The sequence below is a fragment of the Aquaspirillum sp. genome, assembly GCF_055136605.1.
In genome coordinates, this window is record NZ_JBSQVP010000029.1 from 1 (window position 1) to 24,950 (window position 24,950).

A 24,950-nucleotide genomic window follows, 5' to 3' on the forward strand; every position below is an offset into this window, starting at 1 on the left:
CAACCCTTCCCGCCCGACCTCAAATTGAGGTTTCACCAGCAGTAAAGCGATGGCATCAGGGTGCAGCAACCGCGCAATGGCCGGTAGCACCAAGGTTAAGGAAATAAACGATACATCACACACCGCAATGTCAAAGCGTTGACCGCCGTTCGCTGCGATTAACGCCACCTCGTCAGGGGCTCGTGCATTGACACCTTCAAACAGGGTGACGCGGGGATCGGCCAATAACCGTGCTGCCAGTTGACCATGTCCTACATCAATCCCGACTACCTGTTTGGCACCCTGTTGCAACAAACAATCGGTAAAACCGCCAGTGGAAATACCGACATCTAACGCAGCATAGCCAGTCACAACAAGGCCACAATGCGCCAAGGCACCGGCTAATTTCAAACCGCCCCGCGAGACATAGCGGTCGGCTTCACTGGCTTGCACCACCAGTTCTGCTGTGGCTGGCACTTTACTGCTGGCTTTATCAATCAATTTGTCTGCTGCCTGCCCCACTCTCAGCCAGACCCGCCCTTCATCAATCAAGCGTTGGGCAGCACTGCGGGTAGTCGCCAGCCCTCGTTCCACCAACACCTTATCTGCTCGTTCCATAACCCAGCCTCGTTCAAAGCGGCAATTATAAACGGCGGCGGTATTGGATGGCCTCGGCAAGATGGCGGCGGTCGATATCGCGGTGTAACTCCAGATCGGCCAAGGTACGCGCCACGCGTAAAATGCGATGGTAGGCACGAGCCGATAAATCTAATCGTCGCGCTGCATCATTTAAAAACTCACGACAGTTATCGCTTAAAGCGCAATGTTGATCGAGATCGTTGCCGTGTAATTCGCTGTTTGATTTCCCTTGCCGAGTCAGCTGTGATTGCCATGCTTGCTCGACGCGCTGTCGCACCTCTTCGCTGCTGCTGCCATTGGCGCGACTGCTGAGGGCTTCTGGTGGCACGCTTGGCACTTCAATAGCCAAATCAATGCGATCTAAGAGCGGGCCAGATAACCGCGCTCGATAACGGCTCACCTGTTCCGGCGTGCAGGTGCAAGCGCGGGTGGCATGTCCTAAATAGCCGCAGGGGCAGGGGTTCATCGCGGCGACTAATTGGAATTGTGCTGGAAATTCTGCTTGGCGGGCTGCGCGCGAAATCAACACTTTGCCAGTTTCTAAAGGTTCGCGCAGCACTTCTAACACGCGGCGGTCAAACTCGGGCAACTCATCTAAAAACAAGACGCCATGATGAGCGAGGCTGATTTCCCCAGGCCGTGGATCGGATCCTCCACCGACTAACGCCGCTGCCGAGATCGAGTGATGGGGCGCACGGAAACTCCGTAAACCAAAGCGTTTCACATCAAAACCAGAGGGGGAGAGCGATTGAATTGCTGCGGCTTCCAGTGCGCTGTGTGCATCCAGTGGCGGCAAGATGCTAGGCAGGCGGCTGGCTAACATCGATTTTCCGGTACCAGGGGGGCCAATTAGCAATAGGCTGTGGCGACCTGCCGCCGCGACTTCGAGGGCGCGCCGTGCGGCAAATTGGCCTCGAACATCGGCTAAATCGGGATAGTGCTCACGTTCACCTTGGGCGCAGGCTTGAGCAAATGGCAGCGGTTGATGCCCTGCTAGAAAATCACACACCTGTTTTAAGGTGTCCGCAGCAAACACCGGTGCCTGATCGGCGAGGGCGGCTTCAGCAGCAGATGCACTGGGCAACACCAAACGCCGCTTGGCTTTGGCTGCACCGAACGCAGCAGGAATTGCCCCTCGGATGGGACGCAGTTCGCCCGTCAATCCCAACTCACCAGCAAATTCACAATCGGCCAAAGGCGTATCGGGTAATTGACCCGAAGCCACCAGAATACCGAGAGCAATCGCTAGGTCAAAGCGCCCAGAGCTTTTGGGTAAATCCGCTGGTGCCAGATTGACCGTGAGTCGAGCCGCAGGGAAATCAAAGCCAGAGGTTTGGATTGCCGCCCGTACCCGATCTCGGCTTTCTCGAACTTCGGTATCTGGCAAACCAACCAAGGTAAACGAAGGCAAACCATTGGCGAGATGCACTTCAACTTGAACAGAGGGGGCGTGAATGCCTGCTTGCGCCCGACTGTGAACCACGGCCAAGCGCATGGGATTACTCCTGAGAGGTCGTCGGCGGGGGATTGGTTGTTGGCTGTGCGGTGGCCAGTTGCGCCTCTAACTCAGCAATGCGTTGTTCTAGGCGCGTGAGGGTGGCACGGGTATGGGCAAGGACTTCTTGTTGTACTTCAAATTCTTCACGGGTCACCAAATCCATTTTGCTAAAAGTGGCGCCCAACATGGCCCGCATATTTTTCTCAACATCTTTCACCGGACTGTTGGCCAGTGTTTCGCTGACCTTCTGGCTAATTTCTTCAAAGAGTTTTTGCGTCAACATGGTTGGCCCTTTCTAACAGGCTGAGAAACAAAGAAAACGAGATACCAGCAAGTGTAGCAAAATTCTTGCTGCATAACTTTTGCAAAATTGCTGGCAGGGACGTATTCGTGTGGCTTGATACGCCAAAGCACAGCGCGGACGTCATGGCGGTGGTGCGCTCAAAGCGCATAATTTCAGCACGTCGCACCAACATAGTGCGTGATAAATGGTCGATGCTGTGATTCGGGGCTTGCTGTTCCGCATGACAAAATGGCACAGCCTTCATCATCAATTAACAAGTCTTTGTTTATTAAGTAATAAATAAACTGGCATGATTCATGCCTAAGGCAAGACAGTCACAAAAGGGGCAGCCCTTACACACAATGTCCATTCGGGTTCACTGCAAGGAGTCAGTCATGAAACTCATCTCTGCCATTATTAAACCTTTCAAATTGGATGAGGTCCGCGAAGCCCTCGCCGCTGTTGGCGTGCAAGGCGTGACCGTTACCGAGGTTAAGGGGTTTGGACGGCAAAAAGGTCATACCGAGCTGTACCGTGGTGCGGAATATGTGGTGGATTTTCTGCCGAAAGTCAAAATTGAGATTGCCATCCGCGATGAGTTGTTAGATCAAGCCTTGGAAGCCATTGAACAAGGGGCGCATACCGGAAAAATCGGCGACGGCAAAATCTTTGTCTTTGAACTCGAACAAGTGGTACGGATCCGCACCGGTGAAACCGGGCCGGATGCCATCTAACAGTTTTGCGAATCAGGGAGAACACAACATGAAAAGATGGCTTATGTCTGCCTTGTTGGCAGGGGCGGTTGGGTTTGCCACCCCCGTCTTTGCCGAGGAAAACACCGCCGCTGCTCCGGTAGCGGCTGCCACTGCCGAAGCCCCTGCGGCGGCAACTGAAGCACCAGCCGCTGTGGCGCCTGAAGCCCCCGCTGCTGCTGTTGCTACACCAGCCGCTGTGGCGCCTGAAGCCCCCGCTGCTGCTGTTGCTACACCTGCTGCTGCCCCCGCCGACGCTGCGCCTGCCGCTGAAGCGGCACCACCGGCACCAGAACCAAAATTAGACACCGGTAACACCGCTTGGATGTTGGTTGCGACTGCGTTGGTGTTGTTTATGACCCTCCCCGGCTTGGCTTTGTTCTACGGCGGTATGGTGCGGAAGAAAAACGTATTAGCCACTCTGATGCAAAGCTTTGCGATTGCTTGCGTGGTGACGGTGTTGTGGTTTGCCTTTGGTTACAGCTTAGCGCTTACCCCGGGGAATGGTTTCATCGGTGGTTTGGATAAAGCATTCTTAAATGGTGTATCGCTAAATGCGCTGTCTGGCACAGCCGGGGCCAATATCCCTGAGTCGGTGTTTGTTGTGTTCCAAATGACCTTTGCCATCATCACATGTGCACTGATTACAGGTGCGTTTGCTGAGCGGATGAAATTCTCGTCGATGTTGGTATTCGTGGTGATTTGGATGTTTGCGGTATACGTGCCTGTGGCGCACTGGGTGTGGGAGCCAACGGGTTGGATGTTTGCTGATGGCGTGTTGGACTTTGCTGGCGGTACTGTGGTGCACATCAACGCCGGTGTAGCGGGTTTGGTGGCAGCCTTTGTCCTCGGCAAACGGGTTGGTTTTGGCCGCGAAGCCATGCCTCCCCACAACTTGGTGTTGACCCTGATTGGTGCTTCGATGTTGTGGGTCGGTTGGTTTGGTTTCAACGCTGGTTCGGCTTTAGAAGCCAATGGCCGCGCAGGGATGGCCATGTTGGTGACACAAATTGCTGCGGGCGCTGCTGCTGTGGCATGGATGTTGGCTGAGTGGGTGGTGAAGAAAAAGCCTTCTCTGTTAGGTATTGCGTCTGGTGCCGTGGCTGGTTTGGTGGCGATCACCCCTGCGGCTGGCTTCGTTGATCCTAAAGGTGCGCTGATTTTAGGTCTGATCGCTGGTGTGGCATGTTACTGGGGTGCGACGGGTCTGAAACACATGCTTGGCTACGATGACTCTTTAGATGCCTTTGGTGTGCACGGTGTTGGCGGTATCTTAGGTTCGATTTTGGTCGGTGTGTTGGCTGTACCTGAAATTGGTGGGGTTGAAGGCAGTGTAGTGACACAAACTGTCGCCACCTTAGCCACAATGGCCTACACCTTGGTAGTGACTTTCGTGATCCTCAAAGGGATTGATATGGTCATGGGTCTGCGTGTGACCGAAGAGGAAGAACGCGAAGGTTTGGATGTGGTGTTACACGGCGAGCGTATCGACTGATTGAATTCTCTAAACAGTCCGCTCAACACAAAACCCCCACCAGTCTGGTGGGGGTTTTTCGATTTGGTGGGTATCAAATAGCTATTTTTGATTGTCATGCGGTAAGGCACGCTAGAGCGGTCTCTTTGACTGCTCCCCTCCCTAAAGGAAGGGGATTCCCACTTCACGGAATCCCGCCTGCACCTCAAAGAGATACAGGACTTATGGTTTCTCCATGGGCTGACACCGCTAGACCAGCGGCCAAAATATTACGCGCCGCGTTTATGTCGCGGTCATGCGTGGTTTTGCACTCAGGACAAACCCAAGTGCGTATGTTCAGCGGTAGCTTGGTTACGGTGTGCCCGCAACCATTGCAGCGCTTGCTGGACGGATACCAGCGGTCAATGCCAATTAACTGTCGGCCTGACCACGCGGCTTTGTATTGCAGTTGCCGCACAAACTCGGCCCAGCCCGCATCGCTGATGGATTTGGATAGGCTGCGGTTTTTGACCATGTTTTTAACAGCCAGCGTTTCGACGGCGATCACTTGGTTTTCGTTAATCAGTCGGGTCGAGAGCTTATGCAGAAAGTCCTTGCGACAGTCTGCAATGGTGGCGTGGGCTTTGGCGACTTTCAGTTTGGCTTTGGCTCGGTTTTTAGATCCTTTGGTTTTCTTCGCCAGTCGCCGCTGTAATTTGGCTAAACAGGCTTCATGCTGGCGGAACGTGTTGGGGGCCGCAATTTTTTCTCCGGTAGAGAGTACGGCGAAATGGGTTAGCCCCAAGTCAATGCCGACTTGGCCTGCCGCTTCGGGCTTGGCGGCTACCGCGTCATCGCACAGCAGCGACACAAAGTACCGCCCTGCGGTGTTTTTGCTCACGGTAACAGTGGTGAGTTTGGCGGCTTTGGGTAGTGTCCGTGACCAGCGAATATTCAACGGCTCAGCCATCTTTGCCAGCTTCAAGGTCTGGCCGTCCCACTTGAAGGCGCTGCTGGTGTACTCAGCAGACTGCTTGCCATCCTTGCGTTTGAAAGTCGGGTACGCGGTGCGCTTGGCAAAGAAGTTGGCAAACGCGGTTTGCAAGTGCCGCAACGCCTGTTGCACAGGCACGCTACTGACTTCATTCAGCCACGCAAATTCGGGCTGTTTTTTCAGTAGGGTGAGGGCAGCAGAGGTTTCGTGATAGCCCACCCGCTTTTGTTCGTTGTACCAAGCATCAGTACGCAGTCGCAGCATGTGGTTGTAGGCAAAACGCGCACAGCCGAACGTCTGAGCCAGAATCACTTCCTGCTCAGGCGTGGGGTAAAACCGGAAACGGTAGGCGCGTTTAATATCCATTCATATAACATGTATCAGTTGTGTGAGATTGTCAACAAGGATAGCTTTTATGGAGAGTCGGGAGTCAGGGCAACCTATGGTTGCCGCGCTATCCCTCCCCGCACTAAAGGACGGGGTTTCCCACGCAAAACGATGAACTACTCCCGCTGATTGGCTAGGCCTGTAATGGACTTGTTGGATGACATTGAACATCGTTTGCAGCAGGGTGAGCGACCTTAACTTTAAGCGGGGCAAGTGTCATGTTTACACTTGCCTTTTTTGTTGTTGTCGCCACACTGGTAAGACCTGTTTATCTTAAAAAGGCGATGATGATGAAACTGTATTACACCCCTGGTTCTTGCTCGTTATCGGTGCATATTGCGCTGCATGAAGCGGCGTTGCCATTCTCACTATGCAAAGTCAATCTACGCGCCCAGCCACACACCACAGAAGACGGCACTCTTTTTTCTTCGATCAATCCAAAAGGCTATGTGCCTGCTCTGCAGTTAGACAATGGCGAGTTATTAACCGAAGGGCCGGCTTTGGTGCAGTATGTGGCAGACTTGGCACCAGAAAAACAATTGGCCCCCACTAATGGCACCTTAGCGCGCTATCGTTTGCAAGAGTCTCTCAATTTTATCGCGACTGAAATCCACAAACCCTTTGGCCCATTGTGGAATGCCAAAGCATCCGCGGAAGCAAAAGAAGCGGCATGGCAACAGTTATCACGCCGTTTTGACGAATTGAATACCCATTTTTCGCAGCAGGATTGGTTGTTACCGCAATATTCGGTTGCCGATGGTTATTTATTTTCTTGCCTCAACTGGACCCGCTTTTTGCACCTTTCCCTCGAGAAATGGCCAGCATTAGAAACTTTCATGCAGCGCATTACTGCTCGTCCGGCAGTACAAGCGGCTTTGCAAGCAGAGGGTCTCTTGGGGTAAGTTAATGCCTGTTGCCTGAAAAACGACGGGCAAAAAATAGCAACAGGATCAATCAACCTGCCATTTGCTGTGTAAAACGTGCTGCTAACAGCACATTTTTTAGTGGAAATCTTATGAAATTGAAATATGCCGCCTTGGCTGTTGCCACTGCGTTAACCCTAGTCGCTTGTGGTAAAAAAGAAGAAGCTGCTGCCCCTGCTGCTGATAAGGCAGCTGCGCCAGCCCCTGCTGCTGAAGTAGTGGTGAAAATCGGCCATGCTGCACCGTTGTCTGGTCCCGTTGCCCATTTAGGTAAAGACACCGAGTACGGTGTGGGGATTGCATTGGATGAAGCAAACGCTGAAGGCGTGACCATTGCTGGTCAAAAAGTGAAATTTGAGTTGGTCAGCGAAGATGACCAAGCCGACCCTAAAACCGCAACCCAAGTGGCACAGCGTTTTATCGACAATAAAGTGGCCGGTGTGATCGGTCACTTGACCTCGGGTGCGACAGTTCCAGCTTCGAAAATTTACGCTGATAACGGTATTCCTCAAATTTCGCCTTCGGCGACCAACCCCAGCTATACCGCACAGGGCTACACCACTGCTTTCCGTTTGATTGCTGATGACAGCCAACAAGGTAAGGCGTTGGCTGAGTTTGCGGTGAAAGATTTGGCAGCAAAAACCGTCGCGATCATTGACGATCGTACGGCTTACGGCCAAGGTTTGGCTGATGAGTTTGCTAAGGCAGTGGAGGCCGCCGGTGCCAAAGTGGTGAAACGTGAGTTCACCAACGATAAAGCAACCGATTTCACCGCCATTTTAACCAGCATTAAATCGGAAAAGCCTGACCTGCTGTTCTACGGTGGGATGGACGCACAAAGCGGCCCGATGGCAAAACAGATGAAAAAATTGGGCTTGGAATCGAAGCTGTTGAGCGGCGACGGTATGCAAACCCCAGTTTTCTTGCAGTTGGCGGGTGATGCCGCTGAAGGCAAATATGCCAGCCAAGCCGGTGCACCGAAAGATAAATTACCTGGCTACACCAGCTTTGCTGAGAAGCTGAAAGCCAAGCACAATCAAGAAGTGCAGTTGTATGCAACCTATGCCTATGACGCGACTCGTGTGATGATTGACGCGATGAAGCGGGCCGACTCGGTTGACCCTGCAAAATACTTGCCTGAAATCGGTAAGAGCCAATTTGAAGGGGCGACAGGTAAGGTCAGTTTTGATGATAAAGGCAATCGTCAAAACGCAGCTGTGACCATTTACCAAGTGAAAAATGGTCAGTGGGAAGTGGTGAATGTGGTAGGCGGCCAGCAGTAATCGCTTAGCTGCTTAGCCCGCGCCCAGTGTGATCGTTCGCACTGGGCGTTTTTTTGTCTAAAACATTAGGTTTGGCAAGGATTTAGCGTGCTGAGTGATGGCCGTCACCTTTTCTGTTTAGACAATGTTCTATACTGCGTGCTCTTTAAAGTTTTTGTCTGTGAATGGGTGTGCCATGTTGCCGTATAGTGAGACAGTTCAACGTTTGTTTTTAGCCTATTTGGGCTATCCCGCTGATCCGCCTGCGCTGGCTAATTGGAATGCTGCTCTACATGCTCGCCAAGGGGATACCGCTGTTGCGGTAGAAGCCTTTGCCCGTGCTGCGCCCTATCAAGCCCGTGTATTAGCACAAGACCCGACACAACACATCGACGCTCTATATCACCATCTCTTTCAACGTGCCGCCAGCGACAGTGAAGTTTCCCTGTGGCAACAACGGCTCGACAGTCGGTTAGTCACTGTGGATACCTTGCCGTGGGTATTACAAGCGGTGGCGCGGGGGGAAGATGCTGCGCTGTGGCAAACCCGTCTGACTGCCGCCCAAGCCTTTAGTGCAGCATTACAAACACCAGAAGCACAAACTGCCTATAGTGATGCGTTCTGGACACAATATGTCGCCGATTGGTTGGCACAACTTCAACCGCATCAGGCGATTGAAAACGAGGCACTCTCTTTGGCACAGGTTTTACACGACAACTATCTCAGCCAATATGGTGTGTTGGAAAGCTTGCCAAAACTGCCAGTGATGGAAACCCGTTTGCCAGTGGCGACGGTCGAAGTCGACACCGTCCTGCCGTTGTGGCTGGAAACGCCCGACTTGGTCTTGCATACGCCAATCGAATTACCAACCATCGAGTTGCCCGAAGCAGCAATTACATTGGTTGGTGTATGGCCTGAGATGGATGCGAATACGCTATAAGACAATTTTTGTAGGCTACTCTAGGTATTTTTATTGCATATTGTACAAATTTTAAGCGAAAAAGAATAAAATTTAAGTTGAAAGCAATACGAAAAAATTATTTTTTTTGTTTGAGTCGCCAATAAACTTAAAGTATCGCTAGAATAGTTGTTGTCTTTGATCCTTCTGTCAGTTTACCGCCATGAGTAACCCAGAGTTCTTTCTTGCTCGTCAACCAATCGTTGACCGTTCGCGCCAATTAGTGGCTTATGAATTGCTGTTCCGTGCTGGTAATGTCGGTCACGCAGAAGTGACCAGCGACATTGCCGCGACCGCCACAGTGATTCGTAATGCCTTTATGGAGCTTGGCCTATCTGAAGCTTTGGGTGAACACCAAGGTTTTATCAATGTGTCGGCGGATTTGCTGCTCAGTGATTTGATGGACTTAATGCCCAAAGATCAAATCGTGATTGAGCTGTTAGAGACCATTGAAATCACCCCCGAGATTGTCGAACGTTGTCGTGAATTGGCGTTGGCAGGTTACACCTTGGCGTTAGACGACTGTATCGAACTCGATCCACCCCGCCGTGCGCTCCTCCCTTATATCAAGATCATCAAAATTGACTTGATGGCCTTAACCTCAGAACAGCAACTGATCGATGTCGCCAGACAAATGCGCCATCTTCCAGTGAAAAAACTGGCAGAAAAAGTCGATAGTGCCGAACAATTCGAACTCTGTTTATCCCTCGGTTTTGATTACTTCCAAGGTTACTTCTTTGCTAAACCTTCGCTGATGCGCGGCAAGCAATCTACGCAAGAAAACGACCCGATGTTGCTCAAGTTGTTGGGTTTGGTGGCGCAGGATGCTGAAACAGAAGAATTAGAGCGTGCTTTCAAACAAGCACCCCACATGATTGTCAACCTATTGCGTTTGGTGAACTCGGTGGCTGCCGGTGCACCGCGTAAACTCAGCTCGGTACGCGATGCCATTATGGTATTAGGTCGTGCCAAACTGAAACGTTGGGTGCAGCTGTTGGTGTTTGCTGCGGGCAACCAAGCCGGTGGTGGGAGTAGCAATGCGTTACTCGAAGTGGCTGCCGTGCGTGGGCGGATGATGGAAATCATGGCGCAGCAGCGATATGCCAAAGACCGCGAATTACCAGATAAAGCCTTTATGACGGGGATGTTATCGGTGGTTGATGCGCTGTTAGATAAACCCCTTGCAGAAATTCTTCAGGCCACTGGTGTCAGTGCTGAAATCAACGAAGCTTTACTACAAGGAACTGGGGTGTTGGGTGGCTTCTTGGATGAGGTAATTGAAACAGAAGTCGGCATCGGTACTCCCGAACTGACCAACATCCAAATTGAGGCTTTGCGTTGGGTGCAAGATACTCGTAAAGATATTTAGATCATGCGTTGGCATCGCCCAATTCAGCGAGGCTTATGGCTACTGGGTGGCTTGTTATTGTCTCAACTGACTTGGGCGACAACGCCGGTTTCATTACAGCTGCGTTGGCTGCACCAATTTCAATTTGCCGGCTACTATGCGGCGATCCACAAGGGCTTTTATGCCCAAGAAGGTCTCGAGGTCACGCTTAAACAGGGCGGCGTAGGGATTGAGCCTGTTACGGAAGTGCTCTCTGGTCGCGCCCAGTTTGGCGTGTCGAATGCGGGTTTAATTGCCGATTATCTCAATGGCCGTTCGGTCTTGATGTTGGCACCAATTTTCCAACACTCTCCTAATGTTCTATTAGTCCGTGGTGACGTCGCCACCCCTACAGAATTGGTTGATGCTGGGCCGATTGCGTTAATGGGTGGCGATCAAGACATCGACCTAAAGGCTATGTTTGTCAATGAAGGCATCCCTCTACAACGCTTGGCATTTACTCAAGCCGGTGGTCATTTAGATGATCTGATTAACGGCAAAGTCAAAGCAATCCATGCCTATCTTTCAAACGAACCCTTCGAATTAGAATTGCGTGGCGTACCGTATAGCGTGTTAAAACCGCAAAGCTATGGCATGGACTTCTATAGCGATGTGTTGTTTACTGAACAAGACTATGCCAAAGCTCATCCAGAGGTGGTCGCGGCATTTCGCCGTGCTTCGTTTCGTGGCTGGCAATATGCACTGCAACACAGTGATGAAATCATCACCTTAATCGAACAACACTACAACTCACAGGGTAAGACCCGCGCCCATTTACAGTTTGAAGCGTCGATTATCAAAAAACTGATTCAACCTGAACTGATTGAACTCGGACACAGCAATATTGGCCGTTGGCAATTTATCGCGAATACCTTTGTTTCATTTGGTTTAGCGCCCCCCAACAAAAAATTAGAATCGTTTTTCTATCAGCCAGATAAAAACCGCGACTGGATCTTGTTATACCCCTACTTATTGGCCCTAGCAGTGGTGTTAGTGCTGTTGAGCAGTGTGGTTTGGTATATCCATCGTATCAATCGCCGTTTACGTTTGGCTTTGCAACAACAATCGGTGGTGGAAACGCGGTTGCGTGAAAGTGAATTGCGCTATCGTGTCTTTTTTGAAACCGCACCTTCAGCCGGCTTGGTGTGGACAGAAGGCTTTATTATTACCGACTGGAATCGTCGTGCTGAAGAAGTATTTGGCTGGAAACGCAGCCAAGTCATTGGTCGCAATTTCTTTGAGTTTTTGATTCCAGAGCAAGTTAAGTTGCAATTGCGGCCAGAACTGGAAGGGTTACTACAGCGCAACATTCGCCCCCACGCCATCAACGAAGTGCAAACCGAAGATGGCCGCGTGATTGTCTGTGAATGGTTTAATGATTGGTTGCCGGATGTGCCGGGTAAAGGGCGCGAGGTAATCTCGCTGGCGATTGATATTACCCAACGCTTGCAAATGGAACAGGCGCTGCAGCGTAGCGAACGTCGCTATCGAATGTTGACTGAAACCATGAAAGATGTGGTGTGGACACTGAACACCCAAACGCTGCGTTTTACCTATGTCAGCCCCTCAGTGTATCAACTGCGTGGTGTATTGCCTGAAGAAGTGATGCAACAACCCTTAGATGCGGCTCTTCCACCTGCCGAGCAAAGTTATATCCGAGCGTTGATTCATGAACGACGTGAGGCTTTGTTAGCTGGTGAGATTGGCCCAGATAATTTCTTTATCAACGAAGTGCAACAACCTTGTGCTGATGGCCGTTTGGTGTGGACGGAAGTGATTACACGCTATTGGCTGAACACAGAAACGGGCGAAGTTGAATTACATGGGGTGACGCGTGATATCAGCGAGCGTAAAACCGCTGAAGCCCAGATTCGGCACATGGCACAACACGATGCCTTAACTGGATTGGCGAATCGTGCTTTGTTCTCGGAGTGTTTGCAGCGCGCGATGGCGGTGGCGCGGCGCGAAAAGAGCAAGTTGGGGCTATTATTTCTCGATCTTGATCGCTTTAAGCCAGTCAACGATGTGCTGGGCCATGCTGTCGGGGATGCCTTATTGCAGTTGGTGGCAAAGCGAATTGGTGAGTGTGTACGCGAGGCAGACACGGTGGCGCGGCTTGGCGGTGATGAATTTGTGGTGTTGTTACACGGTGTCCAACAAGCGGCGGATTGTGTCTATGTTGGCGAGAAAATCCGTCAAGCGTTAAGCACTGCGTTCCAAATTGATACACATACGCTGCATATTTCCAGCAGTATTGGGGTGGCGGTGTTTCCTGATCATGGGGAAAATGAAATCGCACTGACGCAACATGCCGATCATGCGATGTATCAGGCGAAAAACAGTGGCCGTGATAGCGTGCAGCTGTTTACCGCTGTCGGCGCAACAACCCACTAAAACAGTTCAATCTCACCACCATCGTTGCTATCGTGTTGGCTGATTAGGCCTTGCATCAATAACTCATGGTAGCCATACACTGCATTGCGGCCATGTTCCTTGGCGTAGTACAGCGCCTTGTCTGCTTCTTCGACCACATGGGCGGGTAACCCCTGTTGATCAATTTCAACAAACCCAATGCTGATAGTCAGATGTCCCACCTGAGGAAAATCATGTTGTGCAATCTGTTGGCGCAACAAGTCTAGGGTCTGTCGGGCGTTGCTGGTGTTGTGTTGTAGTAAAACGGCAAATTCTTCTCCGCCATAACGATACACTTGGCCTTGTTGCCCAATATGACGCAATAACAAACCCGCCGTGAGCAATAACACTTCATCACCAACAATATGGCCGTAATTGTCGTTAATTGGCTTGAAATGGTCGATATCAATCAGCGCCAAGACATGCTCACCGTCCCGATTTGCTAACAACTCATATAAGCGAGTGTCGAACTTGCGGCGGTTGAGTAGGCCAGTCAACATATCGCGTTCTGCCTCATATAACAGCTGCAAATAGTTGGCATGAATACGCAAGACCCCCAACAAAAATGCGGCTTGTTCCGGTTGCAGGGGATGTTGGCAGGGCATTTCAATCAGCTCAACAATATCGCCAAATTGATGTACCGGCAGCCAGAGCTTGCCATCGTGCCAAGGCAGCATGTCGCTGCTCTGTTGGGCGGCAAAGAGTGCTTGTTGTTGCTGTTCCGATGGAAGACCCCACTGACTATCAGGGTGCAGTTCAAGGTGATGTTGGTGATTATGACGATAGAGGTTTTTGATCTCCCACTGGCCTTGTGTTTCACGCACGCTAAATACCTCGGCTGAGGTGGTGTTGAGAAAGCCAACGATGAGATCAAGCAGAGAATGCTCTAGCTCGTGGTGCTCTCGGCGCGAAGTGAGCTCTGCCACATGCTTCATCAGCGCGGAGGCAGGCATCACATCATTGGCAGAGAGATCAGTCATACGTTGCAATCCAAAATGAAAGTGCTTACTCACGACGAAAAAACCCGATAGCAGCTGCCATCGGGTGTAATCCATAGCAAAGGCCTGACCTAGTCGGCATACTGCTTTTTCATCCGCTCGCGGCGTTCCTGTGCATCAACAGATAGCGAGGCAGTCGGGCGGGCTAACAAGCGGCGTAGGCCGATGGGTTCGCCCGTATCATCACAGTAGCCATAGTCTTTTTCATCGATTTTGCGCAAGGTTGATTCAATCTTTTGCAACAACTTGCGTTCACGATCGCGGGTACGCAATTCCAGCGCATATTCCTCTTCGAGCGTGGCCCGGTCGGCGGGATCGGGAGTGGCCTCTTGTTCTTGTAGATGGCTGGTTGTGGCGGTGGCGTTGCTCAGCAACTCTCGCTGCATAGTGAGCAGGCGTTCGCGGAAAAACTCCAGATGGTCGTTATTCATATAGTCCTCTTCTGGGCCATTCCAGTTGAGGATGTCTTGTTCAGTCAGCTTGGCCATGCGCGTCTCCTGCAAGATGATAAGCAAACGGGCACGAAGGTTACTAGAGCTTGTGCCTCGTAGCAATGAAGATTCGCTCTGCCGACAGTCGTGTGCTGCTTGGCTTAAAGATTCAGTAGTTGGTCTTGCTCTTGTGGTAAAGGGTCAAAACCGCGTGTTTCATAATGATGGAAAATCCGTTCCACAATCTCTTGTGGCGAGTCGGTGATATACACCAAGTCGAGATCTTGTGGTGAAATCATGCCTTCGTTCACCAGATGTTCCTGAAACCATTGTACTAAGCCCCGCCAAAAACTGCTGCCAACCAACAAAATCGGCATTTTTCGAACTTTGCCGGTTTGAATCAGAGTCAAAGACTCAAACAGTTCGTCTAAAGTTCCAAACCCTCCCGGCATCACCACATAGGCCACGGAATGTTTAACAAACATCACTTTACGTGAGAAAAAATGGCTGAATTTCAAACTGATGTCTTGGTAGGGATTGGGTTTTTGTTCGTGTGGTAACACGATATTTAAGCCAACTGAAGGGCTTTTGCCGTGAAAAGCCCCTTTGCTGGCGGCTTCCATTAAACCGGGGCCTCCACCAGAAATGACGGCAAACCCCGAATCTGACAAGCCTCTGGCAATCGATTCTGCCAGCTTATAATAAGCATGGTCAGGTGGCGTGCGGGCGCTACCAAAGATACTGACCGCTGGTAAGACCGATTGCAACTCCTCTGCCGATTCGACAAATTCTGCCATCACTTTTAAAACATGCCAGGCTTCTCGGGCACGAAATTGTTCCATATTGGCATAACGATCCGAGACCGCAGGGACTTTATGGGCGAGGCTCATCGTCTTTCCTTTTCTCTTTTTTAAGTACATCAAAACCAATGAAAACTTTGTTATTAGTCGATGGCTCTTCGTATTTGTATCGCGCCTTTCATGCCATGCCAACTTTGCGTGCACCTGATGGCGTGCCCACTGGGGCGGTTTATGGGGTCATGAATATGTTGCGACGGTTAGAACGCGAATTGCACTATGAAGCTGCAATTTGTGTCTTTGATGCGAAAGGCAAGACATTCCGCCATGACTTATACCCAGACTATAAGGCACAACGTGGGCCGATGGCGGATGGGCTGGCGCAACAAATTCCCTTGGTACACCAAGCGGTCGAGGCTTTGGGATGGCCTTTATTACAAATGGCTGGGGTAGAAGCCGATGATGTGATTGCGACTTTGGTGACACAAGCTGAGGCCCTCGGTTGGGACACCATTGTTTGTACCGGTGATAAAGACCTTGCGCAATTGGTCAGTGCAAAAACACGGTTGTATAACTCGATGTCAGAACAATGGTTCGATCAAGCGGCAGTGGTTGAGAAATTTGGTGTGGCACCTGAAAAAATGGTCGATTTCTTAACGCTCACGGGGGATACCTCCGACAACATCCCGGGCGTGCATAAGTGCGGTGAGAAAACCGCCGCGAAATGGCTGGCAGAGTTTGGTTCATTAGAAGGGGTGGTGGCAGCGATTGAACGGGGGGCGATTAAAGGGAAAATTGGTGACTATGCCCGTGAGGCTTTGCCTCATCTGCCGCTGTCGCGTGAATTGGTCACGGTAAAGCGAGATCTGGATTTGAGTACGCTGTTGCCGGCGGGTTTGGCGGCTGTTGAACGTCAACCTCCGCAATTATCTGTACTGCAAACCCTGTGTCGCCAACTTGGTTTCAAAGCATGGCTACAAGAATATAACCGAGTATCCGCTGAAACACCGGCAGAAAACGCGCCTGTCGCCACCACACCAGAACCGATGGTGTCGCCTACGTCTACAGCAGCGGTGTTACCCAGCGCCTGTTATCACACGCTGTTGACGCAAGATGCGTTTGAATCATGGCTGGCGCGGATTGAAGAAGCCGAACACGTGAGTTTTGATACGGAAACCGATCGGCTTGATCCGCTGGAGGCGGAGTTGGTGGGCATCAGTTTTGCGGTTGCACCCTATGAAGCGGCATATCTTCCTTTAGCGCATCGTGGCCCCGGGGTGGCACAACAGTTAGATCGGGACTGGGTGTTACAACGCCTGAAGCCGTGGTTAGAAAACCCTGACGCCAAGAAAGTTGGCCAAAATCTCAAATTTGATCGCCATGTCTTGGCGCGTTATCAGATTCGTCTGCAAGGGGTGGCCGAAGACACCATGTTGTTGAGTTATGTCTTGCAAAGCCATGTGGCACACAATATGGATGCGCTGGCAAAGCGCTATCTCAACTATGACACCCTGACCTTTGAGGAAATTTGCGGCAAAGGGGCCAAGCAAATCAGTTTTGCCGATGTCGATTTAGACACCGCCACGCGCTATGCAGCAGAAGACGCGGATATTACGCTGCGTTTGCTGCACGCGATGCGTCCTTTGCTGACACCCGAGGCTGAGCGTGTGTATCGTGACATTGAGTTACCGGTGGCTGAGATTTTGACTGACATGGAAGAGGTCGGGGTATCGGTTGATCCTAAAATTCTGCAAGATCAAAGTATGGTATTAGGACAGCGCTTGTTACTGCTTGAACAACAGGTTCATGCGATGGCTGGCCAGCCGTTTAATCTCAATTCACCAAAACAGGTCAGTGAGATTTTATTCGACCGCCTACAGATTCCAAGTAAGGGCCTGAAAAAAACCACCACGGGTATTTCCACCAATGAAGAAACGCTAGAGAAATTAGCGACGACGTATCCGATTGCTCAACAGTTGTTGGATTACCGTGGTTTGGCAAAACTGAAATCGACTTACACCGATAAATTACCAAACGCAATTTCTCTACAAACACAGCGGGTGCATACCCACTACTCGCAAACCGGCACCATCACGGGTCGCTTGTCCAGTTCAGAACCAAATTTACAAAACATCCCCATCCGCAGTGAAGAAGGGCGAGCCATCCGAAAAGCGTTTGTTGCACCAGCGGGGACGGTGATTGTCTCGGCGGATTATTCGCAGATTGAGCTGCGGATTATGGCGCATTTATCGCAGGATGAAGGCCTGCTACAGGCATTTCAGCAAGGGTTAGATATTCATCGTGCAACAGCCGCTGAAATTTTTGAAATCCCGTTGGATGAGGTCAGCCCCGAGCAGCGGCGTTACGCAAAAACCATTAACTTCGGCCTGATTTACGGCATGACCGTGTTTGGTTTGGCCAAGGCGTTAGAAATTGAACGCAGTGCTGCCCAACAATTTATTGATCGTTATTTCCAACGCTACCCCGGTGTGGCGCGCTATATGGAAGACACGCGCCAGCTGGCCCGTGAACAAGGTTATGTCGAAACCGTGTTTGGCCGCCGTTTACTGCTACCCGATATTAACGACCGCAACCCGATGAAACGCCAAGCGGCCGAACGTGCGGCAATTAACGCCCCGATGCAAGGCACGGCAGCTGATTTAATCAAAATGGCGATGATTCGGGTGGCCAAACGGTTAGGGCCGCCACCGCTTGGTTTGGTCGATTTGTCTCAACACACGATATTGATGATGCAAGTGCATGATGAATTGGTGTTACAGGTGCCCGAGGCGGAAAAAGACGCTGTGTTAGCGTGGTTACCTCAAGACATGGCAGCAGTGGCGACCTTGCGCGTGCCATTGCTGGCCGAGGTGGGATATGGGCCAAGTTGGGGGGCTGCCCATTAAAGTTGGGTATTAATTTTGCATTTGGCACGTCTTGTGCTGTGATAGTCGATGCTCTCTTTTATTTGGCGTGATATTGATCGTGAACTCTCTTCATTCCTCCAGCTTACGCTATCACTCCTACTTTCAGCCGATTTATAGCTTGGCTCATCGTCGAACCATTGGCATGGAAGGATTGTTGCGAGCTTCGTACCCCGACGGCACGATGGTGCCGCCGGTGGTGTTATTCGATCCGCAACGACCCGCGCTAGAAAGGGCACAATTGGGCGCTTGTGCCCGTGGCCTGCATTTGGCCCACTTCAGTCAGATGCAGCCAGCACAAACATGGTTGTTCTTAAACGCTGACTTAGAAGGTTTTTTGTTGGCCGATGATGGCCCTAGCCGCTTTGCCGAGTTGTTACAACAGCATGGTGTTGCACCGCATCAAGTGGTGTTAGAGATTCTTGAACATGCGATTGATAACATCGATGATTTGGCACATGCCATTCAGGGGTTTCGTGAGTTGGGGTGTTTGATTGCGGTGGATGATTTTGGCGCTGGCCACTCCAACCTAGACCGCCTGTGGCGTTTGGCACCGGATATCGTCAAGCTAGATCGGCTTTTGGTGCGTGATGCCGCCCATCAAGCCCGCGCAAGGGCCGTCTTGCCCCGTTTAGTGGCGCTCTTGCACGAAGTTGGTGCATTGGTGTTGACTGAAGGGGTTGAAACCGAAGCAGAAGGCTTATTGGCCTTAGAATCTCAGTGTGATTTTGTACAAGGGTTTTGGTTTGCGCGGCCTGCTGCCGATCCCCCCGACGATCAGCTGATTACCCCTCGACTGGATTTATTGTGGCAAGACCATGCCTCTCGTGAACAGCGGCGGCATGATGCTGCACTGCATCTGCAAAATACCAGTATTCGGGCGTTTCGTTTAACTGCCTCTCGCTTAGCCAGTGGCCAAGCCTTAGCCCAAGCGGCGATTCCTCTATTAGCTCAGCCAGATGTGTTGCGCTGTTTTGTGTTGGATGATGCGGGGCGGCAGTTGGGCGATAACTTAGAGCCTGATGATGTGGTGCATTGCCTACAGCGACAACAGCGTTTCTCGCCTCTCGCCAATACCCGCGATGCCCTGTGGTCGCGCCGTACCTATTTTCGCCAAGCGATGCGACAACCCGGGCAAGTGCAATGTACCAGCCCCTATTTGTCGATGACTGAACCTACGCCATGTATCACGCTTTCTATGGCGATTGATATGGGTGATTGTTATCAAGTGTTGTGTGCCGACTTGCGTTGGCATGATCCTGATGCCTTAGGCGAGGTGTTGCGCTAAAACAAAACGCCTCTTGGATGAGCAAGAGGCGTTTGCTGTCGTGGTGACAACCGTTTAGTGCACGCCGATATCATCGGCCGATTCCAAACTTTCTAGCGCACGGTTCATGCTGTCTTGTAAGCATTCTTCCATGGTGTAAGGAAAGCCTTGCACCGCTGTGTTGTCATCTTGTGCTGCGCTTGCAGCGAGTTTCAGATCGTCGTTTTGTGATTCGCTCATGAGAAAGATCTCCTTAACTTTGTTGCACTGCACAAATCATAGCATTTTATTGGCAAAGTGCTAGGGCAGAAACAGCAGATGAGTCACTGATTTTTAATAAAATTTTCTGGATGATTTTGCTAAGCTGATTGTTTTAATCTATGGCTACAGTCTTTTATGCTGCAGTTTTATGCCAAAAAGTTTTTTGGAATCATCATGATAAAAATCATTACCAAAAAACGGCGACTTTAATCGCAAAGTTGCCGAATCTTCGTATAATCTCCGTTCGCTTTTTGCACAAGGAACCGACAGCGCGACAGTTTTTGTCGCACTGCAAGAAAACACTATGGAAGGCGGATTACAAGAGCTCTATAAGCATGTGTCGGTGCGCCGACATGCGTGGGATTTTTGGACGGTTGAGGTCTCTGGTAAACGGGTAGAGATTGAGGGCAGTATTTTCCCATTTAAATCGGCTTCTTCACGTCGTCCGGAATCCTTTTTGGTTCGCATCCCGGGCCAACCTCCCTCGCTGACTTCGCGGTTTGATACAGCAATTTGGATGGCCTATATGGGATTGCGCGGTGGTGGGATTTAATGCACTTGTTGCCACAAGTCCCACGAGAATTTACCAATCAATACGGTCAGCAAAACTAAAAACAAAACGCGTACCAAACCCGCACCGCCACGCATGGCTAATCGTGTCCCCACTAAGCTGCCGGCAACATTACACACAGCCATCGGCACGGCAAAGTGAAGCAAAAGATGACCGCTCGGTACAAAAAAGCTCAGTGCGGCCAAATTGGTTGAGAAATTGACAAATTTGGCTGCTGCTGAGGCGTGTAAAAAATCAAAAGCAAAAAAGCGGATAAACAAGAAAATTAAGAAGCTGCCCGTGCCAGGGCCAAAAATCCCATCATAAAATCCAATTGCCCCACCTATCACTGCCGCCAACCAGCGCTCTCGTTGCCCAATCTCAGTCGGTTTGTGCAGTTTGCCAAAGTCTTTTTTCCATAGCGTATAAATCGCCATCGCGATTAATAACACCAATACCGCCGGTTTCATGACCTGTTTTGGAATCAAACTGACCGCCGCGGCGCCAGCAAAAGAAAAGATAAAAGCAAAAAATGCTGCTGGTAGCACCAAGCCCCACGGAATACGCACCCGTCGCATAAACGATAAGGCGGCTGAGGCAGTACCAAAGATCGACGAAAATTTATTGGTGCCAAACAGGGTTGCCACCGGTGTCTGTGGCAAGGCATTGAACAGGGCTGGAATTTGAATCAATCCACCACCGCCGACAGCCGAGTCGATCAACCCCGCCGCAAACGCCATCACGCCTAAAAAGACGATTTCTTCCCACATGATGTGATCCAAAAAAGCGATTTAGCCTAGCGAGCCAATCGAAAAAAAGCAAGAAACCTGAAAAAACTACCTATTTATTATGAATAATCATTTTTAATATAAAATTACATTTTTTGATATAATGATTTTTTCTATTGTTTTTTAACCTATGCGTGAGGAAACCGGTTCAAGATGAATACATCGTCGCTGCAATTTCGGTTACTAATGGTCATTGTCAGTGTTGGCATCATGGTGGCATTGGTTGCTGGGATGTTTGTGTGGCAAATGAGTGGCAAGCTGTCGTTGCGTGAGCAGGATGCAATGAACCAGACCTTGCGTGATACGTTGCAAAATCGTCTCGATAGCAAGTTAGATGTGGGATTGACCAATGCAGCAGCCTTGGCCGTACGGCCTGATATCGTGACAGCGTTGATGAGTGGGGACCCTGCTTTTGCTAAAACCACTTTGGCTGGGGTAAGCGAAAACATTAAGAAAGAAACCAACTACAAAGGCATCCGCTTACATCTGATTGATGCGGAGTTAAATAGCTTGGCACGCAGTTGGACGGACAAAGGCGTAGGTGACTCGAATGCAGCGCGGGCCAGTCGGCAACAAATTAAAGCCGATCAAAAGCCCATCGTGGGGTTTGAAGCGGGTAAAGAAGGGGTGTGGTTGCGTGGTATTGCTGCCATTCATGATCCCGACCAACGCTTCATTGGGATGTTGGAGTTTATTCAGGGGGTAGGCAGTATCAGCCGTGATTTTGAAAAAGAAGGCCGTCGCTATGTCGCCTTGGTTAATCCCGATCTGGCCCCACAGGGCGACAGCGTGGGCGCATGGAAATTGACGGTTACCAAACACTATAGCGATGAAACACAGGCTTTTGCTCGCAGTTTGGATTTGGCGACCTTATTTGCCCAAGGGGTATTAAACACCCCAGATTGGTATGTGGTGGCGTTGCCGTTAAAGGATATCGGCGGTAAGCAGTTGGGGTGGCATGTGTTAGCCGAACCTCAAGTGCGCTTACAAGCAAAAATGGAACATGCCCAGCAGATGGGCTGGTTATTTCTGGTGTTGTTATTGCTGTCGCTGGTCACCATGGGCACAGGTGTGTTGTTCTTGGTACGCAAAGCGATGGTGAAACCGACACAAGGCATTGCCAAGCGGATGAGGAAATTGGCTGAAGGCGATTTCACTACCCAATTTCACACCGAGCGCAATGATGAAATCGGGTTAGTGTCGCAGTCGGCTCAGAATATGGTGCAACAGACGGCGACGACTTTTGGGCAGGTGCGCCACGCCTCGCAACAGCTGCATGTGGCTGCCGATACGCTAAGCCAGCAAGCGCGGGAAATCAATCAAGGGGCACAGGAACAAAGTCGTAATGTCTCGGCAACGGCGGCAGCCGTCGAACAGATTAGCCGTAGTATTGAAGAAGTGGCGCGGAGTGCTGCCTTGGCACAGCAAGAATCGCTGGCCACCCGTCAGACAGTGGAAGAAGGGGTGCAAGTGGTGTCAATCACCTGCCAAGATATGATTGGTATTGCCCAAAGTGTGCAATCGGCGGCTAAAAAAGTGACGCATCTCAATGCTTCGACGGATCGTGTGGAAAATATTGTGCAAACGATTAAAGACATTGCCGATCAAACCAACTTATTAGCGTTGAATGCAGCGATTGAAGCGGCGCGCGCAGGGGAAACCGGGCGTGGGTTTGCGGTGGTGGCGGATGAAGTGCGTAAATTGGCAGAGAAAACCATTATTGCCACGGAAGAAATCAGTGGCATGGTGTTAGAGATTCAAGGCTCGACCGATTCTGTGGTCAAAGAGATGGAACAGAGTTTGGGACAGGTGGATCGTGGCCAACAGAGTGCCACACAAGCAAGCACTGCCTTGCAAGATATTCGGCAACGAGTGGAGCGTGTTACGCAAGAAATGCAGCAAATTAGCTTGGCCACGCAAGAACAAGCGCGGGCGACGCATAGCCTTGGTGAGGCGATGACTGGGATTGCCGAGGTGGCGGCATCTAATGCACAGGCAGTGGAACAGACACAAACTGTGGCTGAGGAAATTAACCAGCAGGCCAATCAGATGGAGCAACAATTAGCAGGCTTGCGCTTGCCTTAAATCAGTGAATGTTGGGTGACCCAACACTGGTAACCCAACATTCACTTGACCCAGTGCAAAGCCTCGGGGTTGAGCCCGAGGCCAAGAGCTTTCTCTATCAACAACTTATAAGCGTGCAAAAGCACGTTCGGCGGCGGTGATGGTGGCTTGAATATCCTCATCGCTGTGTGCGATAGACACAAAGCCCGCTTCATAGGCCGAAGGTGCGAGATAGATGCCTTCATCTAGCATGGCATGGAAGAAGCGTTTAAAGGCGTCGCTGTTGCAGGCGGTAACGGTGGCGTAACTATTGGGGACTTCTGGTGCAAAGTAGAAGCCAAACATACCGCCGACCCAATCGCTGCTAAACGGTAGCCCTGCGGCGTTGGCTGCTGCTTGTACCCCTTTAACTAAAGTTTCGCTGCGGCGAGTTAATTCTTCGTGGAAACCCGGGCGGCTGATAAGGCGTAGGGTAGTGACGCCAGCGGCCACGGCCAGTGGGTTGCCCGACAAGGTGCCCGCTTGATAGACCCCACCCAGTGGGGCGATTTTGGCCATGATGTCAGCACGACCGCCAAACACCGCCATCGGCATTCCACCACCCACCACCTTGCCGAGGGTGGTCAAGTCCGGTTTGATGCCGTGTAGTGATTGGGCACCGCCGAGTGCGACACGGAACCCCGTCATCACTTCATCATAAATCAACACTGCACCGTGTTTCTCGGTCAGACTCCGCAGCGCATGAACAAAAGCTTCGCTGGGGCGAATCAGATTCATATTGCCGGCAAAAGGCTCCAGAATCACACACGCAATTTCATCGCCCAATTCGGCAAAAGTCTGTTCCAACTGACTGACGTTGTTGTAGTCCAGCACGAGGGTATGACGGGTAAAGTCGGCTGGGACACCGGCGGAAGACGGATTGCCAAAGGTGAGCAAACCTGAGCCGGCTTTGACCAATAAGCTATCCGAATGCCCGTGATAGCATCCCTCGAATTTGATGATCTTGTCGCGACCAGTAAAACCGCGTGCCAGACGAATCGCAGTCATGGTGGCTTCGGTGCCGGAGCTAACCAAACGCACTTGTTCCATTGAAGGGACGAGTTGCCGAATCATCTCCGCAATTTCAATCTCACCTTCTGTTGGCGCACCATAAGACAGCCCATTGGCTGCTGCAGCTTGAACCGCCGCAATTACTTCAGGATGGGCATGGCCGAGAATGGCTGGCCCCCACGAGCCGATGTAATCGATAAATTTTTTATCATCTGCATCCCAAAAGTACGCACCTTGTGCCCGTTGCACAAAGTGGGGGGTGCCTCCGACGCTGCCAAAAGCGCGTACTGGGGAATTGACACCACCGGGGATGGATAATTTAGCACGTTCAAATAACTCGGCATTACGGCTCATATTTAAGTCAAACCTTTAAAAACGGGGCTGCCAGACAGCAGCAAAGACAATTAAGGGTGTAGCGTCCAACTGGTATAGGGATGTTGTGACAAATAGGCATTGGTATAACGACCATCCTCTGTCACCTCATGGCCCAGCCACGAGGGTAGGGCAAAGGTATCGGTCTCGCTGGTCAACTCGATTTCTGCTAACACCAAACCAGCATTGACCCCTTCAAATACATCCACTTCCCAGTGTTTGCCATCGACCATGACATGGTAACGGGTTTTTTCCATCACTTGCGGACAGAGGTGGTCCAACATTTCATTTGCGTCGCTGTGCGGAATCGCATACTCAAATTCGCGCCGTGTGCTGGCGCTGACCATGCCTTTGACCGTTAACCATGCTTGGTCACCGCTGATGCGAACCCGCACCACTTTTTCAACACTGACCGCCAAAAAACCTTGCCGGATACGTTGTTGACCGGTGACTGCGGTTTGCCAATCGTTATTTTTGACGACATAGCGCCGTTCAATTTCTAAAGCCATCGTCTGCTCTTT

General features: G+C 51.0%; 22 protein-coding genes. 11 read left to right on the forward strand and 11 right to left on the reverse strand.

Annotated features, from left to right (window positions below):
• The 3 genes from ACTBZS_RS06630 to ACTBZS_RS06640 all read right to left on the reverse strand — a co-directional run.
• Positions 1–597 (reverse strand): TlyA family RNA methyltransferase (locus ACTBZS_RS06630; protein ID WP_463043622.1); only part of this gene is annotated, 597 nt, incomplete at its 3' end.
• A 25-nt stretch (positions 598–622) separates the two neighbouring features.
• Positions 623–2,113 (reverse strand): YifB family Mg chelatase-like AAA ATPase, encoded by a 1,491-nt coding sequence (locus tag ACTBZS_RS06635; RefSeq protein WP_463043623.1) that lies wholly within the window; start codon positions 2,111–2,113, stop codon positions 623–625.
• 4 nt (positions 2,114–2,117) lie between these two features.
• Positions 2,118–2,399 (reverse strand): accessory factor UbiK family protein, encoded by a 282-nt coding sequence (locus ACTBZS_RS06640; protein ID WP_022654671.1) that lies wholly within the window; start codon positions 2,397–2,399, stop codon positions 2,118–2,120.
• Between the two features lie 395 nt (positions 2,400–2,794).
• Between ACTBZS_RS06640 and glnK the strand changes: the two genes are divergently transcribed.
• A complete protein-coding gene (glnK, locus tag ACTBZS_RS06645) occupies positions 2,795–3,133 on the forward strand; it encodes a P-II family nitrogen regulator (RefSeq protein ID WP_022654670.1) in 339 nt (112 codons plus the stop codon).
• Between the two features lie 28 nt (positions 3,134–3,161).
• Positions 3,162–4,646, forward strand: a complete 1,485-nt coding sequence (locus tag ACTBZS_RS06650) for an ammonium transporter (protein ID WP_463043624.1) — start codon at positions 3,162–3,164, stop codon at positions 4,644–4,646.
• Between the two features lie 184 nt (positions 4,647–4,830).
• Here ACTBZS_RS06650 and ACTBZS_RS06655 read toward each other — a convergent pair whose 3' ends face one another.
• Entirely contained in the window at positions 4,831–5,964 is a 1,134-nt protein-coding gene (locus ACTBZS_RS06655) for an RNA-guided endonuclease InsQ/TnpB family protein (RefSeq protein WP_463043625.1), read from the reverse strand.
• A 239-nt stretch (positions 5,965–6,203) separates the two neighbouring features.
• On the opposite strand from ACTBZS_RS06655, the gene gstA reads away from it, so the two are divergent.
• The 5 genes from gstA to ACTBZS_RS06680 all read left to right on the forward strand — a co-directional run bounded on the left by gstA (position 6,204) and on the right by ACTBZS_RS06680 (position 12,909).
• Complete coding sequence (gene gstA, locus ACTBZS_RS06660) at positions 6,204–6,887, forward strand: glutathione transferase GstA (RefSeq protein ID WP_463043626.1); 684 nt, start codon at positions 6,204–6,206, stop codon at positions 6,885–6,887.
• Between the two features lie 113 nt (positions 6,888–7,000).
• Entirely contained in the window at positions 7,001–8,191 is a 1,191-nt protein-coding gene (locus tag ACTBZS_RS06665) for a branched-chain amino acid ABC transporter substrate-binding protein (RefSeq protein WP_463043627.1), read from the forward strand.
• Between the two features lie 175 nt (positions 8,192–8,366).
• On the forward strand, positions 8,367–9,110 hold the full coding sequence (locus ACTBZS_RS06670) for a hypothetical protein (RefSeq protein ID WP_463043628.1): 744 nt from the start codon (positions 8,367–8,369) through the stop codon (positions 9,108–9,110).
• A gap of 181 nt (positions 9,111–9,291) precedes the next feature.
• Complete coding sequence (locus ACTBZS_RS06675; RefSeq protein ID WP_463043629.1) at positions 9,292–10,497, forward strand: EAL and HDOD domain-containing protein; 1,206 nt, start codon at positions 9,292–9,294, stop codon at positions 10,495–10,497.
• Positions 10,498–10,500: 3 nt separating this feature from the next.
• Positions 10,501–12,909, forward strand: a complete 2,409-nt coding sequence (locus ACTBZS_RS06680; RefSeq protein WP_463043630.1) for a diguanylate cyclase domain-containing protein — start codon at positions 10,501–10,503, stop codon at positions 12,907–12,909.
• Here ACTBZS_RS06680 and ACTBZS_RS06685 read toward each other — a convergent pair.
• The 3 genes from ACTBZS_RS06685 to ACTBZS_RS06695 all read right to left on the reverse strand — a co-directional run bounded on the left by ACTBZS_RS06685 (position 12,906) and on the right by ACTBZS_RS06695 (position 15,246).
• Positions 12,906–13,907, reverse strand: a complete 1,002-nt coding sequence (locus ACTBZS_RS06685; protein WP_463043631.1) for a GGDEF domain-containing protein — start codon at positions 13,905–13,907, stop codon at positions 12,906–12,908. The two genes, ACTBZS_RS06680 and ACTBZS_RS06685, sit on opposite strands and share 4 nt — an antisense overlap.
• An 89-nt stretch (positions 13,908–13,996) precedes the next feature.
• Positions 13,997–14,413: an RNA polymerase-binding protein DksA gene (dksA, locus tag ACTBZS_RS06690; protein WP_463043632.1), complete on the reverse strand. Its 417-nt coding sequence runs from the start codon at positions 14,411–14,413 to the stop codon at positions 13,997–13,999.
• Between the two features lie 104 nt (positions 14,414–14,517).
• Positions 14,518–15,246, reverse strand: coding sequence for an LOG family protein (locus tag ACTBZS_RS06695; protein WP_463043633.1), 729 nt, complete (start codon positions 15,244–15,246; stop codon positions 14,518–14,520).
• A gap of 38 nt (positions 15,247–15,284) precedes the next feature.
• Between ACTBZS_RS06695 and polA the strand changes: the two genes are divergently transcribed.
• Positions 15,285–18,059, forward strand: coding sequence for a DNA polymerase I (polA, locus tag ACTBZS_RS06700; RefSeq protein WP_463043634.1), 2,775 nt, complete (start codon positions 15,285–15,287; stop codon positions 18,057–18,059).
• Positions 18,060–18,138: 79 nt separating this feature from the next.
• Entirely contained in the window at positions 18,139–19,365 is a 1,227-nt protein-coding gene (locus ACTBZS_RS06705) for an EAL domain-containing protein (protein WP_463043635.1), read from the forward strand.
• Between the two features lie 54 nt (positions 19,366–19,419).
• Here the strand turns inward: ACTBZS_RS06705 and ACTBZS_RS06710 are convergent, their stop codons facing one another.
• Positions 19,420–19,584, reverse strand: a complete 165-nt coding sequence (locus ACTBZS_RS06710) for a hypothetical protein (RefSeq protein WP_022653603.1) — start codon at positions 19,582–19,584, stop codon at positions 19,420–19,422.
• Positions 19,585–19,909: 325 nt separating this feature from the next.
• On the opposite strand from ACTBZS_RS06710, the gene ACTBZS_RS06715 reads away from it, so the two are divergent.
• Positions 19,910–20,158 (forward strand): hypothetical protein, encoded by a 249-nt coding sequence (locus ACTBZS_RS06715; RefSeq protein WP_022653604.1) that lies wholly within the window; start codon positions 19,910–19,912, stop codon positions 20,156–20,158.
• Here the strand turns inward: ACTBZS_RS06715 and ACTBZS_RS06720 are convergent.
• The gene (locus tag ACTBZS_RS06720) at positions 20,155–20,925 is read right to left on the reverse strand and encodes a sulfite exporter TauE/SafE family protein (protein ID WP_022653605.1); all 771 of its coding nucleotides are present in this window, start codon (positions 20,923–20,925) and stop codon (positions 20,155–20,157) included. The two genes, ACTBZS_RS06715 and ACTBZS_RS06720, sit on opposite strands and share 4 nt — an antisense overlap.
• A 171-nt stretch (positions 20,926–21,096) precedes the next feature.
• Here ACTBZS_RS06720 and ACTBZS_RS06725 point away from each other — a divergent pair, with 171 nt between their 5' ends.
• The gene (locus ACTBZS_RS06725) at positions 21,097–23,028 is read left to right on the forward strand and encodes a methyl-accepting chemotaxis protein (RefSeq protein ID WP_463043636.1); all 1,932 of its coding nucleotides are present in this window, start codon (positions 21,097–21,099) and stop codon (positions 23,026–23,028) included.
• A 105-nt stretch (positions 23,029–23,133) separates the two neighbouring features.
• Here the strand turns inward: ACTBZS_RS06725 and hemL are convergent, their stop codons facing one another.
• Both hemL and ACTBZS_RS06735 read right to left on the reverse strand, forming a co-directional pair.
• Positions 23,134–24,411, reverse strand: a complete 1,278-nt coding sequence (gene hemL / locus ACTBZS_RS06730; protein ID WP_463043637.1) for a glutamate-1-semialdehyde 2,1-aminomutase — start codon at positions 24,409–24,411, stop codon at positions 23,134–23,136.
• Between the two features lie 50 nt (positions 24,412–24,461).
• Positions 24,462–24,938 (reverse strand): CYTH domain-containing protein, encoded by a 477-nt coding sequence (locus ACTBZS_RS06735; protein ID WP_463043638.1) that lies wholly within the window; start codon positions 24,936–24,938, stop codon positions 24,462–24,464.
• Between the last annotated feature and the right edge of the window lie 12 nt (positions 24,939–24,950).

What these genes read in the sequence shown, in the direction of transcription:
- ACTBZS_RS06635 (WP_463043623.1), bottom strand. Translation starts at nt 2,113, where the DNA reads ATGCGCTTGGCCGTGGTTCACAGTCGGGCGCAAGCAGGCATTCACGCC.
- ACTBZS_RS06640 (WP_022654671.1), bottom strand. Translation starts at nt 2,399, where the DNA reads ATGTTGACGCAAAAACTCTTTGAAGAAATTAGCCAGAAGGTCAGCGAA.
- glnK (WP_022654670.1), top strand. Translation starts at nt 2,795, where the DNA reads ATGAAACTCATCTCTGCCATTATTAAACCTTTCAAATTGGATGAGGTC.
- ACTBZS_RS06650 (WP_463043624.1), top strand. Translation starts at nt 3,162, where the DNA reads ATGAAAAGATGGCTTATGTCTGCCTTGTTGGCAGGGGCGGTTGGGTTT.
- ACTBZS_RS06655 (WP_463043625.1), bottom strand. Translation starts at nt 5,964, where the DNA reads ATGGATATTAAACGCGCCTACCGTTTCCGGTTTTACCCCACGCCTGAG.
- gstA (WP_463043626.1), top strand. Translation starts at nt 6,204, where the DNA reads ATGTTTACACTTGCCTTTTTTGTTGTTGTCGCCACACTGGTAAGACCT.
- ACTBZS_RS06665 (WP_463043627.1), top strand. Translation starts at nt 7,001, where the DNA reads ATGAAATTGAAATATGCCGCCTTGGCTGTTGCCACTGCGTTAACCCTA.
- ACTBZS_RS06670 (WP_463043628.1), top strand. Translation starts at nt 8,367, where the DNA reads ATGTTGCCGTATAGTGAGACAGTTCAACGTTTGTTTTTAGCCTATTTG.
- ACTBZS_RS06675 (WP_463043629.1), top strand. Translation starts at nt 9,292, where the DNA reads ATGAGTAACCCAGAGTTCTTTCTTGCTCGTCAACCAATCGTTGACCGT.
- ACTBZS_RS06680 (WP_463043630.1), top strand. Translation starts at nt 10,501, where the DNA reads ATGCGTTGGCATCGCCCAATTCAGCGAGGCTTATGGCTACTGGGTGGC.
- ACTBZS_RS06685 (WP_463043631.1), bottom strand. Translation starts at nt 13,907, where the DNA reads ATGACTGATCTCTCTGCCAATGATGTGATGCCTGCCTCCGCGCTGATG.
- dksA (WP_463043632.1), bottom strand. Translation starts at nt 14,413, where the DNA reads ATGGCCAAGCTGACTGAACAAGACATCCTCAACTGGAATGGCCCAGAA.
- ACTBZS_RS06695 (WP_463043633.1), bottom strand. Translation starts at nt 15,246, where the DNA reads ATGAGCCTCGCCCATAAAGTCCCTGCGGTCTCGGATCGTTATGCCAAT.
- polA (WP_463043634.1), top strand. Translation starts at nt 15,285, where the DNA reads ATGAAAACTTTGTTATTAGTCGATGGCTCTTCGTATTTGTATCGCGCC.
- ACTBZS_RS06710 (WP_022653603.1), bottom strand. Translation starts at nt 19,584, where the DNA reads ATGAGCGAATCACAAAACGACGATCTGAAACTCGCTGCAAGCGCAGCA.
- ACTBZS_RS06715 (WP_022653604.1), top strand. Translation starts at nt 19,910, where the DNA reads ATGGAAGGCGGATTACAAGAGCTCTATAAGCATGTGTCGGTGCGCCGA.
- ACTBZS_RS06720 (WP_022653605.1), bottom strand. Translation starts at nt 20,925, where the DNA reads ATGTGGGAAGAAATCGTCTTTTTAGGCGTGATGGCGTTTGCGGCGGGG.
- ACTBZS_RS06725 (WP_463043636.1), top strand. Translation starts at nt 21,097, where the DNA reads ATGAATACATCGTCGCTGCAATTTCGGTTACTAATGGTCATTGTCAGT.
- hemL (WP_463043637.1), bottom strand. Translation starts at nt 24,411, where the DNA reads ATGAGCCGTAATGCCGAGTTATTTGAACGTGCTAAATTATCCATCCCC.
- ACTBZS_RS06735 (WP_463043638.1), bottom strand. Translation starts at nt 24,938, where the DNA reads ATGGCTTTAGAAATTGAACGGCGCTATGTCGTCAAAAATAACGATTGG.